Source organism: Xanthomonas sp. WHRI 10207, assembly GCF_040202975.1.
GTDB lineage: Bacteria > Pseudomonadota > Gammaproteobacteria > Xanthomonadales > Xanthomonadaceae > Xanthomonas.
In genome coordinates this window covers 23,542-38,599 of record NZ_JBEGDX010000002.1, presented here as the reverse complement: position 1 = coordinate 38,599, position 15,058 = coordinate 23,542, and the positions used below count along the sequence as shown (strand labels likewise).

General features: G+C 65.0%; 9 protein-coding genes and 1 other RNA gene. 8 read left to right on the top strand and 2 right to left on the bottom strand.

Annotation, left to right across the window (positions count from 1 at the left end; translation table 11 throughout):
• Positions 1–101: 101 nt before the first annotated feature.
• The 8 genes from ABQU90_RS05735 to ABQU90_RS05700 all read left to right on the top strand — a co-directional run bounded on the left by ABQU90_RS05735 (position 102) and on the right by ABQU90_RS05700 (position 12,712).
• Positions 102–1,697, top strand: a complete 1,596-nt coding sequence (locus tag ABQU90_RS05735; RefSeq protein ID WP_323523466.1) for an aldehyde dehydrogenase family protein — start codon at positions 102–104, stop codon at positions 1,695–1,697.
• On the top strand, positions 1,694–2,893 hold the full coding sequence (locus ABQU90_RS05730; protein WP_323523465.1) for a M24 family metallopeptidase: 1,200 nt from the start codon (positions 1,694–1,696) through the stop codon (positions 2,891–2,893). Before ABQU90_RS05735 ends, ABQU90_RS05730 begins: the two co-directional genes overlap by 4 nt.
• Before the next feature lie 115 nt (positions 2,894–3,008).
• Positions 3,009–4,826: a DUF885 domain-containing protein gene (locus tag ABQU90_RS05725; RefSeq protein WP_323523464.1), complete on the top strand. Its 1,818-nt coding sequence runs from the start codon at positions 3,009–3,011 to the stop codon at positions 4,824–4,826.
• Positions 4,823–6,697: a DUF885 domain-containing protein gene (locus tag ABQU90_RS05720; protein WP_323523463.1), complete on the top strand. Its 1,875-nt coding sequence runs from the start codon at positions 4,823–4,825 to the stop codon at positions 6,695–6,697. Before ABQU90_RS05725 ends, ABQU90_RS05720 begins: the two co-directional genes overlap by 4 nt.
• A gap of 64 nt (positions 6,698–6,761) precedes the next feature.
• Entirely contained in the window at positions 6,762–8,348 is a 1,587-nt protein-coding gene (locus ABQU90_RS05715) for an APC family permease (protein ID WP_323523462.1), read from the top strand.
• Positions 8,338–10,686 carry a S9 family peptidase gene (locus ABQU90_RS05710; RefSeq protein ID WP_323523461.1) on the top strand — a complete coding sequence of 783 codons (2,349 nt, stop codon included), beginning with the start codon at positions 8,338–8,340 and terminating at the stop codon, positions 10,684–10,686. The genes ABQU90_RS05715 and ABQU90_RS05710 overlap by 11 nt, the downstream gene beginning before the upstream one ends.
• A complete protein-coding gene (locus ABQU90_RS05705) occupies positions 10,686–12,323 on the top strand; it encodes a DUF5597 domain-containing protein (protein WP_323523460.1) in 1,638 nt (545 codons plus the stop codon). Before ABQU90_RS05710 ends, ABQU90_RS05705 begins: the two co-directional genes overlap by 1 nt.
• Before the next feature lie 92 nt (positions 12,324–12,415).
• Complete coding sequence (locus ABQU90_RS05700) at positions 12,416–12,712, top strand: flagellar basal body rod protein FlgC (protein WP_115513263.1); 297 nt, start codon at positions 12,416–12,418, stop codon at positions 12,710–12,712.
• A gap of 721 nt (positions 12,713–13,433) precedes the next feature.
• Here the strand turns inward: ABQU90_RS05700 and ABQU90_RS05695 are convergent.
• Both ABQU90_RS05695 and ABQU90_RS05690 read right to left on the bottom strand, forming a co-directional pair.
• Complete coding sequence (locus tag ABQU90_RS05695; RefSeq protein ID WP_407078759.1) at positions 13,434–14,594, bottom strand: DUF5694 domain-containing protein; 1,161 nt, start codon at positions 14,592–14,594, stop codon at positions 13,434–13,436.
• Positions 14,595–14,848: 254 nt separating this feature from the next.
• A non-coding RNA gene (locus ABQU90_RS05690) (sX9 sRNA) lies at positions 14,849–14,926 on the bottom strand.
• Positions 14,927–15,058 lie beyond the last annotated feature (132 nt).

Genomic DNA, 15,058 nt, shown 5'->3' with positions numbered 1-15,058 from the left:
GATGCGGATGTCGCGTTTGATACGGCATCCGCATCGGCCCCTTGGTCGGCCGATGCCGCACGGTGCGCACAGGTCGATTCCATGCAATTGAAGGTGCCGCAATGAACGAGACGATCCAACCCATCCTGCTGGCCGGCCAATGGCAGCCCAGTCACGCGGCGACGGGCAGTTTCCGCGCCGCCAACCCCGCTACGGGCGAGGCGATCGGGCCGCTGTTTCCGGTCAGCAGTGCCGACGATATCGAAACCGCGCTGAGCGCCGCGCACGCAGTCGCCGCCGAGCTGGCCGCCGCGCCGGCCGAGCGGATTGCCGCATTTCTGGACGCATACGCCGCTGCGCTGGATGCCGACGCCGACACCCTGGTCGCACTCGCGCATGCAGAAACCGCCTTGCCGGCGCCCACGCGTTTACGTGGCAATGAGCTGCCGCGCACCAGCGGCCAGTTGCGCCAGGCTGCAAACGCGGTGCGCAGCTACAGCTGGACCAACCCCATCATCGACACCGCCGCCGATCTGCGCTCGCATCTGGCGCCCCTGGGCAAGCCGGTGCTGGTATTTGGCCCCAACAATTTCCCGTTCGCGTTCAATGCGATTGCCGGCAGCGATTTCGCCTCCGCCATTGCTGCGCGCAACCCGGTGATCGCCAAGGCGCACCCGCTGCATCCGGCCACCAGCCAGCGCATGGCGCAACTCGCGCATCAGGCACTGGTAGGTGCTGGTCTGCCGGCGGCAGCGGTGCAGTTGCTGTATCACTTCGACAACACCGTCGGTGTGCGGTTGGCCGGCGATACGCGCCTGGGCGCGATCGGGTTTACCGGTAGCCGCGCGGGCGGGCTGGCGTTGAAGGCCGCGGCCGATGCGGCCGGCGTGCCGTTCTATGCCGAGCTGTCCAGCGTCAACCCGGTGTTTCTGTTGCCGGGCGCGCTGGCCGAGCGCGGCGATGCGCTGGCGCAGGAATTTTTTGCCTCGTGCACCTTGGGCAGCGGCCAGTTCTGCACCAATCCCGGTGTGGTGGTGGTGCCGCACGGCGCGGCGGGCGATGCATTCGTTGCGGCCACCAAGGCGCATTTCGACGCGGCCATGCCGATGGTGCTGTTCTCTGCCGCAGGGGTGGATGGCGTGCAACGTGGGGTAGCGAGCTTGCGCGCTACCGGTGCCGCGGTGCTGGCGGGCGGCCACACCGGTGAGGACGGCTATCGCTATGCGCCGACCTTGCTGAGCGTGGAGGCATCGGCATTTCTCGCCAACCCGCATGCGCTGCAGACGGAGGCATTCGGCCCGGTGAGTCTGCTGGTGCGTGCGCAGGACAGTGCGCAAATGGCGCAGCTGGCCGCCGCATTCGAAGGCAACCTGACCGGCACGCTGTATCGCGCTGTCGATGGCAGCGACGATGCGGCATGGCAGGCCATCGCACCGGTGCTGCGTGCGCGGGTTGGCCGGTTGATCAACAGCAAGATGCCAACCGGCGTGGCGGTCAGCGCCGCGCAAAACCACGGCGGCCCGTTCCCGAGTACCGGACATCCGGGCTTCACCGCGGTGGGCATGCCGGGCGCGATTCGCCGCTTTGCCGCCCTGCATAGTTACGACGCCGTGCCCGATGCCTTGCTGCCGCCGGAACTGCGCCAGCACAATCCGGGCGGTGTCGCGCGGCTGGTCGATGGGCAGTGGAGCACCGCCGATCTGGGAGCGGGCACATGAGCACGCAGATCGGCGGTCTATCCCTGGAACAGGCGCGCGCACAACTGGCGCCCTGGGCGCAGCGCGCCGCGCCGATCGCCGCAGACGAGTACGCGCAGCGCATCGAACGCGCACGCGGGCTGATGCGCGCGCACGGCGTGGACGCCTTGTTGATCGGTGCCGGCACGTCCTTGCGCTATTTCACCGGCGTGCCGTGGGGCGCCAGCGAGCGGCTGGTCGCCGCGTTGCTGACCCTGGACGGCGACCCGGTGCTGCTCTGTCCGGCGTTCGAAGAGGGCTCGCTGGACGCGGTGCTGCAGGTTCCGGTCGCCAAATATCTGTGGGAAGAACACGAAGATCCGTACGCGCTGGCGGTGCAGGCGATGGACGACCGCCATGCGCACGCACTGGCGTTGGACCCGGGCATCGCCTTCGCCGTGCACACCGGCTTGCGTGCGCATCTGGGCACGGCCATCCGCGATGCCGGCGCCATCATCGACGGCTGCCGCATGTGCAAGTCGCCCGCCGAGCTGGCGCTGATGCAGCAGGCCTGCGACATGACGCTGCTGGTGCAGCGGCTGGCCGCCGGCATCGCGCACGAGGGCATCGGTACCGATCAGCTGGTGCGCTTCATCGACGAGGCGCATCGCGCGCTGGGCGCGGACAACGGCTCGACCTTTTGCATCGTGCAGTTCGGGCATGCCACGGCGTTTCCGCACGGCATTCCCGGCGTGCAGCACTTACGCGAAGGCGAACTGGCGCTGATCGATACCGGTTGCACCGTGCAGGGCTACCACTCGGATATCACCCGCACCTGGAGTTACGGCACGCCCGGCGATGCGCAACGGCGCATCTGGGATCTGGAGCAGGCCGCGCAGGCGGCGGCATTTGCGGCGATCCGCCCGGGCGTTGCCTGCGAGGCGGTGGATCAGGCTGCGCGCACCGTGTTGGAAGCGGCCGGGCTGGGACCGGATTACCGGCTGCCGGGGTTGCCGCATCGCACCGGCCATGGCTGCGGTCTGGCCATTCACGAGGCGCCGTATCTGGTGCGCGGCAACGCGCTGCCGCTACAGCCGAGCATGTGCGCCAGCAACGAACCGATGATTGTGGTGCCTGGCCAATTCGGCGTGCGGCTGGAAGACCATTTCTACGTCACCGATGCCGGCGCGCAGTGGTTTACGCCGCCCTCGATCGCCATCGATCAACCGTTTGCCTGAGCCCGCACAAGCAAACGAACCGTAGGAGCGCACCCGGGCGCGATGGGTATTCCCGAGAGAGCCGGTCGCGCCCGGGTGCGCTCCTACCGCCGTCTTTGCATTCTGGAGTCACTGCATGAAGCACCTGCGTCCTGTCGCCATCGGCCTGCTTGCAGCCGCGTTGTTTACCGCCTGCAAACCGGCGCCTTCCACGCCGGATCGTCCGGCCGCCACTGCGGCAGCCGTACCTGGCGAACAGGCAGCCAAGGCCTTCGATGCGCTGCTGGACACGCAGTGGCAATACCAGCTGCAGCACAGCCCCGAGTTCGCCAGCATCATCGGCGACAAACGCTATAACGACCGCTGGAGCGACTACTCGCTGGAGGCCGTACAGGCCGACCGCAGCGCCACCGCCGCGCTGCTCACGCAATTCGAAGCGGTGGATGCCAAGGCGCTGGATGAGCAACGTCAGCTCAGCCTGCAGATGATGCTCGGCCAGTTGCGCGACAAGCTCGAAGGCATCGACCTGAAGACCTATGCGATGCCGCTGGAGCCGATCGGCGGCATCCAGCTGGCGCTGGCCGGCTATGGCGATGCGTTTTCGTTCGAAAACGCCAAGGATTACCAGGATTACATCACGCGGCTGCAGGCGATCCCGACCGTGATCGATCAGGTCATCGCGGTATCGCGGCAGGGCGCCAAAGAGGGCCTGGTGCAGCCGAAATATCTGCTGGAGCGCCTGCCCGAGCAGATCGACAAGATCGCGGCGCTGACCGGCGAGCAGAGCCCGTTCGCCTCGCCGCTGAAAAAGCTCGATGCTGCGGTGCCGGCCGATCAACGCGCTGCGCTGCGCACGCAACTGCTTGCGGCGATCGATCAACAGGTGCGTCCGGCCTACGGCAAGCTGGCAGCATTCGTGCGCGACGAATACGCCGCACAGGGCCGCAGCTCCGAAGGCATCTGGTCGCTGCCCGATGGCGAGCGCCGTTATCGCTACGCCATCCATACCCAGACCACCACCGACATGGCGCCGGAGGAGATCCATCAGATCGGGTTGAAGGAAGTGGCGCGCATCGAAGGCGACATGGCGGTGATCGCCAAGGCGCAGGGTTTTGCCGATCTGGCCAGCTTCCGCAAGGCGGTGGAGACCGACAAGCGGCACTTCGCCACCTCCGGCGAGCAGATCCTGCAGCAGTACCGCCAGTACATCGCCGCGATGGAGCCGGAGCTGCCCAAGTTGTTCGGACACCTGCCCAAGACCGCGCTGGAGGTGCAGGCGATGCCAGCCTTCCGCCGCGCTGCGCCGGGCGCCGAATATTGGCAAAGCAATCCGGAAGGCACCAAGCCGGCCATCGTGAAGGTCAACACCAGCGACTTCGCCAGCCGCACCTTGATCAACATCGAAACCACCGCCTATCACGAAGGCGTGCCTGGCCATCACCTGCAGATTTCGCTTGCGCAGACACTGCCATTACCGCCGTTCCGCCAGCAGGCCGGCTACAACGCCTATATCGAAGGCTGGGCGCTGTATGCCGAGCGCCTGGGCAAGGAGATCGGTTTCTTCAAGGACCCGTACAACGACTACGGCCGCCTGTCCGGCGAGTTGCTGCGCGCCAACCGCCTGGTGCTGGATACCGGGGTGCATTACAAGCGCTGGAATCGCCAGCAGATGGTGGATTTTTTCCATGCCCATCCGTCCGACGACGAGCCCAGCATCCAGTCTGAAACCGACCGCTACATCGTGTGGCCGGGGCAGGCGCTGGGTTACAAACTCGGGCAGCTGCAGATCCTGGCGCTGCGTGCCGAAGCGGAGAAAACACTCGGCGACCGCTTCGATGTGCGCGCCTTCCACGATGCGGTGCTCGGTGGCGGCGCAATGCCGTTGGCGATGTTGCAGCAACGCGTGCGGCAGTGGATTGCGCAGGCCAAGGCAGCGCCGGAGGCACGCCGATGACGACCAGCAACGTGTGGCGCGCCAGCGCATTGAGTGTCTTGATTGCAGCCAGTGTGGGTGGCACCGCATTGCAGGCGCAGGCCGCAGCACCGGCAGCACCCGCATCAACCACGCAAGACAGCGCAGCAGCGCGCTTCAAAGCGCTGTACACGCGCGAATGGCGCTGGCGCCAGGCGCAGCTGTCCGGCGCGGTGGATGAAGATAACCAGGCCACGCAAGACAAGCAGTCCGATCATCTGCCCAAGGTCGATGTGACCACGCAAAACCTGCGCACGGCGTACTGGCAACAGGCGTTGAAAGAGCTGGATGCGATTCCGCAGGCGCAGCTGTCGGCTGAAGATCAGGTGAGCTACCAGGTGTATCGGCAGCAGCTGCAGGTGCTGCTGGACCAGCAACGGTTTCGTGCCTGGGAAATGCCATTCAACAGCGACTCGGCGTTCTGGAGCGACCTGGGCTTCAGCGCGCAGGCCACGCTACGCACGCGCGATGACTATCAGCGCTATCTGAAGATGCTGGCCGATATCCCGCGCTATTTCGCCGAGCACACCGACAATATGCGCGCCGGCCTGGCGCGCGGCTTCAGCCAACCGAAGGTCACCTTGACCGGGCGCGACCAGTCCATCGCCGATGTGGTGCAGGCCAGGAGCGAGGCCAATCCGTTCTACGCACCGTTCAAAACGATGCCGGCCACGCTGTCGGCAGACGTGCAGGCGCAACTGCGTGCGCAGGCAGTGGCAACCATCAACGCACAGGTGGTGCCGGCGTATGCAGCGTTGCTGGATTTCATCCGCACCGAGTACCAGCCGCGTGCGCGCACGACGCTGGCCGGGGAAGCCTTGCCCGATGGCCAAGCCTACTACCGCGCGCAGATCCGCGAATTCACCACGCTGGAGCTAAGCCCGGACCAGATCCATCAGATCGGTTTGCAGGAAGTCGCCAAGCTGCGCAAGCAGATGGACGCCACCATTGCCGAGAGCGGCTTCAAGCCACCGGCAGGGCAGGCGGTGTTCCCGGCGTTTCTGCACTTTCTGCGCACCGACCCGCAGTTTTATGCCAAGACGCCGGAAGAACTGCTCAAGCAGGCGGCATGGATCGCCAAGCGGGTGGATGCCAAAGTGGGCGATTACGTCGGCCGGCTGCCGCGCCGCCGCTTCGCGATCGAACCGGTACCGCCGGAACTGGCACCGTTCTACACCGGTGGCCGCGGCGGTCCCGGCATTTATCTGGTTAATACCTATAACCTGCCATCGCGGCCGTTGTACAACCTGACCGCATTGACGCTGCACGAATCCTCGCCCGGCCACGCGCTGCAAATGCCGCTGGCCGCAGAAGCGCAGGGGCTGCCGGCGTTTCGCCGCTATAGCTATATCTCGGCGTATGGCGAAGGCTGGGCACTGTATTCGGAGTACATGGGCCAGGAAATGGGCATGTACGACACGCCCTATGACCGCTTCGGCTATCTCACCTACCAGATGTGGCGCGCTTGCCGGCTGGTGATCGACACCGGGATCCACCACAAGGGCTGGACGCGGCAACAGGCGCAGGCCTACCTGCGCGACAACACCGCGCTGAGCGAGCACGAAGTCACCACCGAAGTGGATCGCTACATTGCATGGCCCGGGCAGGCGCTGTCGTATTACCTGGGCGAGCTGAAGATCCTGGAGCTGCGCCGCAAGGCCGAAGCCGCACTGGGCGAAAAATTCGACCTGCGCCATTTCCATGATGCGGTGCTGCAGACCGGCTCGGTGCCGCTGCCGGTACTGGAAGCGCGCATCGCGCGTTTCATTGCCGACGGTGGCGTGTCGCCGTATCCGGACGACAGCGCAGCCGAGGCCTCGGCAAGCGATGCTTCGGCGGCAGCCGATAATTAATGCATGACCACCACGCGTGCGGCATTGCCGCAGTAACTGCGCTTTCCACTCTTCGGGGCGACGTATGACAACACACGGTGCGACCACGCAAGGCAAGTTCCACAAGCGACTGAGCCTGACCGACCTGACCTTTATCGGCCTGGGTTCCATCTTCGGCTCGGGGTGGTTGTTTTCCGCAAGCCATGTGTCTTCGATCGCCGGGCCGGCCGGCATCCTGTCATGGATTCTCGGCGGCATTGCGGTGTTGCTGTTGGGGCTGGTGTATTGCGAACTCGGCGCCGCACTGCCGCGCGCCGGCGGGGTGGTGCGTTACCCGGAGTATTCGCACGGTGCCTTGCTGGGCTCGTTGACCGGCTTCATCACCTTGATCGCATTTTCCAGCCTGATTGCGATCGAGGTGGAGGCCGCGCGGCAATATGCGGCAGCGTGGTTTCCCTGGCTGAGTCAGCCAGGCAGCAGCCATCCCAGCGTGTGGGGCTGGTTGGTGCAGCTGGCCTTGCTGCTGCTGTTCTTCGTGCTCAACTACTTCAGCGTCAAGACCTTTGCGCTGGCCAACAACATCGTCAGCATCTTCAAGTTTCTGGTGCCGATCCTGGTGATCGTGCTGCTGATGAAGCGCTTCAACGCAGACAACCTGAGCGTGCATGGATTCGCCCCGTCGGGCATGGCCGGGGTGGAGGCGGCGATCTCGGCCGGCGGCATCATCTTTGCGTATCTAGGGCTCACCCCCATCGTGTCGGTGGCCAGCGAAGTGCGCGACCCGCAGCGCAATATTCCCATTGCCTTGATCCTGTCAGTGGCGCTGTCCACGGTGATCTATGTGCTGCTGCAACTCGCCTTTCTGGGCAGTATTCCGGCGGCACAACTGGCGCAGGGCTGGAGCGGCATCGACAAGGCATTTTCGTTGCCGTATCACGACATCGCGCTGGCCTTGGGCATGGCGTGGCTGGCGGCGCTGGTGATCTGCGATGCGATGGTCTCGCCCAGCGGTACCGGCAATATCTACATGAATGCCACGCCGCGCGTGGTGTATGGCTGGGCACGTAGCGGTGGATTTCTGCCGGTGCTGACGCGGGTCGACCCGGCCTCGGGGATTCCGCGTCCGGCGTTGTGGTTGAGCCTGGGCCTGTCGATCTTCTGGACGCTGCCGTTTCCGTCATGGGAGACGCTGATCGGCGTGGTGTCGGCGGCCTTGGTGCTGAGCTATGCGGTGGCGCCGGTGACGGTGGCCGCCTTGCGGCGCAGCGCGCCGGACTTGCCGCGGCCGTTCTATGTGCGCGGTTTGACGGTGTTGGGGCCAGTGTCGTTCATGGTGGCGGCGTTGATCGTGTACTGGTCCACCTGGCCCACCTTGTCGTGGCTGCTTGGCCTGCAAGTGCTCGCCTTTGTCCTGTACGTGCTGTACCGGTTGCCATCGCGCGAGGGCAGGGCGCGCTTGCTGCGTCAGGTGCGCGCGTCGCTGTGGTTGATCGTGTTTTTCGTGCTGGTGATGGCGGTGTCGTGGGCCGGCACGTTTGGCGGCCACGGCTGGATCGCGCATCCGTTCGATACGCTGAGCGTGGCGGTGATTGCGTTCTTCATCTATCACTGGGGCGCACGCAGCGGCCTGCGCAGCGACGAACTGGCATTGGAAGAAGACGATGGCGAATGACGCCTGGCGTCATGCATGGAGAACGCAGGCGGCGCGCGTCATCGCCGCCTGCATGCTGTTGCTTGCGGCCACTGCGCAGGCGGCGCCCAGTGTGGCCGATTACCAACGCTCGCTCGGCTTGCGCGCGCGCTGGAGCACGTTGACCGAGAACGTCGCCTGGCCAGCGCAGTGGCAGGACGACGGCACGTTCTATTACCGTAAGACCGTGCCTGGCGGGTTCGCTTTCATCCGCGTGGACGTTGCCACGGTGCACAAGCAGCCGGCCTTCGACCAGGCGCGCGTTGCGCAGGCGCTGCAGGCCGCCACTGGCAACGCCTACGCAGCGTTGGCGCTGCCGTTTGAGCAGTTTGTGTACTCGCAGGAAGGCACGCGTGCAGACGGCGCGATCGTGTTCGCCATTGAGGACGCTGCGTGGCGCTGCACCTTGACCACGTATCAGTGCGCGCCCGACGCCCCCGGCCGGCAGCCGCAGTTGCAGCAGCGGCCGCGCGGCTTTGGCGTGGTGCGCGACCCGGACGTAGCGGCCGATACCACGCCGCGCCGCTCGCCCGACGGGCAGTGGGAGGCGCTGGCCGATGGCTGGAATCTGGTCGTGCGTCGGGTGGCCGATGGTCACCTCGTGCAGCGTACCGACGATGGTCGCGCCGAGGATTACTTCGATCCGGAAAGCATTGCCTGGTCGCCCGATTCGCAGCAGCTGGCGGTGTATCGGGTGCGGCCGGGTACTGCGCGCCGGGTCACCCGTGTGGAAGCCGCGCCGGCCGGACGTCTTGAGCCGGTGGTGCACACCCAGCTATATCCCAAGCCGGGCGATGCGGTGGATGTGGAACGGCCGGTGCTGCTGGCGGTGGATGGCACACGGCGCGTGGTGGACAACGCGTTGTTCCCCACACCGTATTCGTTGTCGCCGCTGCAGTGGCGGGCGGATGGGCGCAGTGTGAGCTTTGAGTACGTGCAGCGCGGGTTTCAGCGTATGCGCGTGATTGCGATCGATGCCGCCACAGGGCAGGCGCATGTGGCAGTGGGCGAGGACGCACGCACGTTCGTCTATGCCGACCGCAGCTTTCGCCATGACGTGGATGCGCATGGCGACCAGATTCTGTGGATCTCCGAGCGCGACGGTTGGCGACATCTGTATCTGTACGACGGCCACAACAGCACCATCATCGAGCAGGTCACCCAGGGGCCCTGGGTGGTGCGCGATGTACTGAAGGTCGACGATACGCAGCGGCGTCTCTGGTTCACTGCCAGCGGTATGGATGCCGGCAAGGACCCGTATGACCGCCAGCTCTACAGCGTGGATTTCGATGGGCGCAACCTGACGCGATTGACCACCGCCGATGCCGATCACGACGTGGCAATTGCAGACGATGGCCGGCACTACGTCGATGTCTACTCGCGCCCGGATCTGCCGCCAGTGATGGAGCTGCATGCCATCGATGGCCGGCTGTTGCAGCAAGTGGAACACGGCAACATCGAAAAGTTGCTTGCCGCAGGCTGGCGTGCGCCGGAAACCTTCGTCGCCAAGGGCCGCGACGGTCGCACCGACATCTGGGGCATGGTGGTGCGGCCGCGCGATTACGACCCGCACAAAAAGTATCCGGTGATCGAAAACATCTACGCCGGCCCGCACGACTCTTTCGTGCCCAAGACGTTCTGGCCGTTCGGCTATCACTCCGGCGGCGACAAGCAGATCGGCATGCAGGCGCAGGCGGATCTGGGCTTCATCGTGGTGATGATCGACGGCATGGGCACCGCCAACCGCTCCAAGGCATTTCATGATGTGGCGTGGAAGAATCTGGGCGATTCCGGATTCCCAGATCGCATCGCCTGGCATCGTGCACTGGCGGCCAAAGATCCTTCTTACGACATCAGTCGCGTCGGTATTTACGGCGCTTCTGCCGGTGGGCAAAGCACCTTGGGCGCGCTCGAACGCCATCCGGACTTCTACAAGGTGGGCGTGGCGTTCGCCGGTTGCTACGACAACCGCATGGACAAGATCAGCTGGAACGAGCAGTGGATGGGGTGGCCGGTGGATGCCAGCTATACCGCTGCCTCCGGCGTGGCCAATGCGGCCAAGTTGCAGGGCGACCTGCTGCTGATCGTGGGCGAGCAGGACAGCAATGTAGATCCTGCCTCCACCGCACAGGTGGCTGATGCCTTGATCAAGGCCGGCAAGGACTTCGACCTGCTCAACATGCCGGGCGGCGAGCATTCGGTGGGCCGCTCGAGCGGGCCGATCGATTATGTGCAGCGCCGCCAGTACGACTTCTTCGTGCGCCACCTGCTCGGGCAGCCCACGCCGCACTGGAATTCATCCACCCCGGAGGCTCGCTGATGCTGTTTGCCCGTCTATCCGCCATGCGCCGGCGTGGCCGCGCGGTTGTCTGCCTGTGTGTGCTGTCGTTGCTGGCAGGTGCGATGACACCGGCAGCGTGCGCTGAAGAAATGCCACGCTTTGTCAGCCAGAACGGCCGCCATGCGGTCTTTGTCGATGGTGCGCCGTATACGATGTTGGCTGCGCAATTGCACAATTCCAGCGCGTGGCCGGCGGTGTTGCCGCAGGCACTGGACGACGTGGTCGCGCTGCACGCCAACACCGTGGAAGCGCCGGTGTATTGGGAGCAGTTCGAGCCGGCGCCGGGCCGTTTCGACACCACCAATGTGGATGCATTGATCGCCGGCGCACGCAAGCGCGGCCTGCGCGTGGCATTGCTGTGGTTCGGCAGCTGGAAGAACGGCCAGATGCATTACGTGCCGGAGTGGATCAAACGCGACGAGACCACGTATCCGCGCATGCGCGATGCCAATGGCGAGCCGGTGGATGTGTTGTCGCCGCACGTGGCTGCCAACGTGCAGGCCGATGCGCGTGCGTTCACTGCGTTGATGCAGCATCTGCGCAAGGTCGATGGCGACCGCCACACGGTGATTCTGGTGCAGGTGGAAAACGAACCCGGTGCCATCGGCACGGTGCGCGACCACGGCCCGGCCGGCGAGGCGGCGTTTGCGCAGCCGGTGCCTGTAGCAATCGCACAGGCGTTGGGCAAGCCGCAAGGCAGCTGGCAACAACTGTTTGGTGCCGATGCAGCGGAAGCCTTCAATGCGCATGCCACCGCCGCGTACATCGAGCAAGTGGCCGCTGCCGGCAAGCGTGCATATCCGCTGCCGCTCTACGTCAACACCTGGTTGCGCTACAAGGGCAAGCGCTACCCAGGCATGGATTACCCGTCCGGCGGCGCAACGGTGAATGTGTTCGCACTGTGGCGCGCGGCCACGCCGTCGATCGACTTCATCGGTACCGACATCTACACCAGCGATTACAACGAATACACCAAGGTCATCGGCCAGTACGCGCGGTCGGACAACCCGGCCTGGGTGTCGGAGACCGGCTTCGAAGCGGCGACGGCGCCGTACCTGTTCCATGTGCTGGGGCAGGGCGGGATCGGGTTTTCGGTGTTCGGTATGGACGGCAACCCGGATAGCGACGCCAATCGCGCTGCAATCGCTGCGCATGCGGCCAATTTCAAGCTGTTGGCGCCGCTGCAACGCGTGCTGGCGCAGGCCGCCTTCGACGGACGGCTGCAAGGCATTGCCGAGCAGCCCGGCATGCCGCAACGTACCCTGCGCTTTGGCGATTGGCAGGCCAAGGTGTCGTTCGGTGCGCCGTTGTGGGGCGATGCGCCGGCGATCCTGCCGGGCAACGACGATCACGGCGGGCGGCTGCTGGTGGCGCAGCTGGGGCCGGAAGAGTTCTTGGTTACCGGCATGGCTGCGCGCATTGAATTTTTCCGCGAGGCGGCCGATAACCGTCATGGACAACTGTTGCGGGTGGAGCAGGGGCGGTATGTCGACGGGCGCTGGCAGGTGGAAAAGCAGCTCAACGGCGACCAGACCGACTACGGGCTCAACTTCGGCCGCGGGGGTCCGGCCAGCCAGGAACCGGTCGTGCTGCGGGTGCGCGTCGGTTCTTACTGAGTCTTGCTGATCGTGTCGTTGCCGCCCTTCGCATGCTGTCTGCAACGCGTGGGGCCTTGTTTGCATCCACTCACCGCCACACCGGAGCCACCATGAGCATCAGCAGCATCGCCAGTTCCGGAATGCAGGTCGCCGCGCTGCGTCAGCAGGTGGCCGCCAGCAATGTGGCCCGCCAGCCGGTGGAGGGCAGCCCGCGTCAGGCTGTCGCGGCCAGCACGCAAGCCAATGGTGGAGTGTCGGCCAGCGTGGTCGATGCGTCGTCCGATCCGTCGGCTCCGGTCACTGATCTGGTCGACGGGCTATCGGCACGCAACGACTTCCAGGCCAATGCCGCTGCGCTACGTCGCTCCGACGAGATGCTGGGTAGCTTGTTGGACGTATTGAGCTGAGAGCTCGGAGTGGACGACGGCCGTTGTCGATCTAATGCACGGCTGTCCGTTTGATGCCGTGCTTGGCGAGACTTGTCTGCCACTTCGCTGCAGGGCCCTTACCCACCCACCATCGCAGGACACGCCGCAAGTACGTCCCTGTAGGCTCTTACGCGGCATCCATGCCGCGTAAGGTCCCGCGACGGTGGGCGGGCAAGGACCAATCAAGAGTGTCGGTGTGCATGGTGCAAGCAAGGCATGACGTCCGCGTTCGGATAATGGCGCGTTTTGTCATCCTTCCAACCCAAGCAGATCAACGGCCACTTCGCTGCAGGGCCCTTGTCCGCCCACCATCACGGGACACGCCGCAAGTACGTCCCTGTATCCATGCCGCGTAAGGTCCCGCGACGGTGGGTGGGCAAGGACCAATCAAGAGTGTCGGTGTGCATGGTGCAAGCAAGGCATGACGTCCGCGTTCGGATAACGGCGCGTTTTGTCATCCTTCCAACGCAAGTAGATCAACGGCCACGTTTGTAAGAAAGTAACCTGTTAACTCTGCTTGCAAGAAAGCAACCGATTCACTCTCTGGTGCGGTGTTCTCACCGATTGCGGGACCGTGTGGCGGCATGGATGCGGCCACCGAGCCTACAGGGACGTACTTGCGGCGTGTCCCGCGAGCGGTGAGGGCAACGCGCCCTCGACTGACTAGGCTCCTGACGTGAAGCTTCATGCTGAAGTCGTTTTACTCACTGCCTAACACCTGCGCTGCATCGACGATCTCCACGCCCTGTAGCTGTCCCAGGAAATTATCGAACCAGGGCTTGTGCGTGGCGCCCACCACCGCCAGCACACGTGCACCTGGTTGGTCGGCAAAGCTGGCGCGCACATTGGACACCATGCGCAGGTTGCGGATTTCCCAACCGGACACGTAGCGATAGCCGTAGTGTTGCGGCGACTTCTCGCTCAACGCCGCGCGGAAGTCCACATCGATCGACAACTGCTGGTTGGCCGGCAGGTTGATCGCGCGGTACAGCTCCAACAGCTTGCCTTGCTGCGCCAGCTGTTTTTTCTGCGCGAGCATGGTGCTGGCGCGCGGTGCGGCTTTTTCCCAGGCCCCCTGGACGGCAGTGCCATAAGCTGCCGGGTCGTCCACCTGCACGTTGTCGCCGGTGTGATCGTCGACCGGGTAGACGCGCTGCAGTCCCAGCCGTACCGCCAGCGGCACGGAGATCAGGCTACTCTCGTCCTGGCGCTGTTCCGCAGCGCGCAGCCGCGCGACGAGCGCTGTATCCAACCCATCGCCAGCGCGTTGCTCTGCCTGCGCAAGTTGCAACCACTGCACCAAGGCAGACGACGGGTCACCCGAGGCCAGAAACACTGCAGCCAGCTGCCGTCGCTGCGCCGGCGTCGGCGCGCTGGGCCAGCTCTTGAGCGTTGCACGCACCTTGCCGATGGCGGCCGCCACATCCAGGCCGGTCGCACGTGCTGCGTCGTCGACCTTGGGACAATAGGCCGCACTGTCTTCCGGCAGATACACCGTGGGATGCCGCCGCATCAGATCGCAGGTTTCGCCCGACAGATCCTCCGTCGTGATGATGGTCGGCTTATAGGCTGCCAATCGGTCCAGCAATGGTTGCAGCCGCGCTGCACTGATGTCGCTGCCTTCCGGCAACTGCGACAGGTGCACGCTGCCAAGCACCAGTACCTGGGTGCGTGGCGCGGCCATGTCCGCATCCAGTTGCGACAGGTCTACTTGTGCCTGCGCGATGCCCGGTGCGATGAGCGTCAGCAACGCGAGGCACAGCCGGCGGGGGCGCAGCAGGGCGGTCAAGACGGGTGCTGCGACGGAACGCGACGCTACTGCGTCGACGCCGTTCGAGGTGCAAGGTACTGGTGGCTGCATGACGGTCCTTGTACATAACCGCATCCGCGCTGCCGCAAGCGCACCCTGCGGCAGTGGACGTGCCGCGAGTGTGGCCGATACCGCAGGCATCCAACCCGGCCGGAAAGTCACGCCGCCAAATGGCAGGGGGTCCTGCGGGCATGCACTGCGTCATGCTTGCTCGATGCTGGAGCATCGATCGCAGGTCGCTTCAAACGCCCGCTGCAAAACTCGATGGTCACGTCTGGCAAGTCTTGACGACATGCGCTGAGAGTGGCTACCAAAACGTCGCGAGCAGTCGTCAGGTGGGTGTGGACGGCGCGCTCAGAACCGGAAGGTACGGAGTGGTACATGCCGCACCGAGCACCGGTCGCGCCCGCCTGGCGGTGAGCACCGTCGTTTTGTTAGCTGCCCTAAGCTGCGTGTCGACTGCTAGCGCTTCGTGCACATCGCCTGCGCAAGAACCGCACCGCAACACCGGCAGT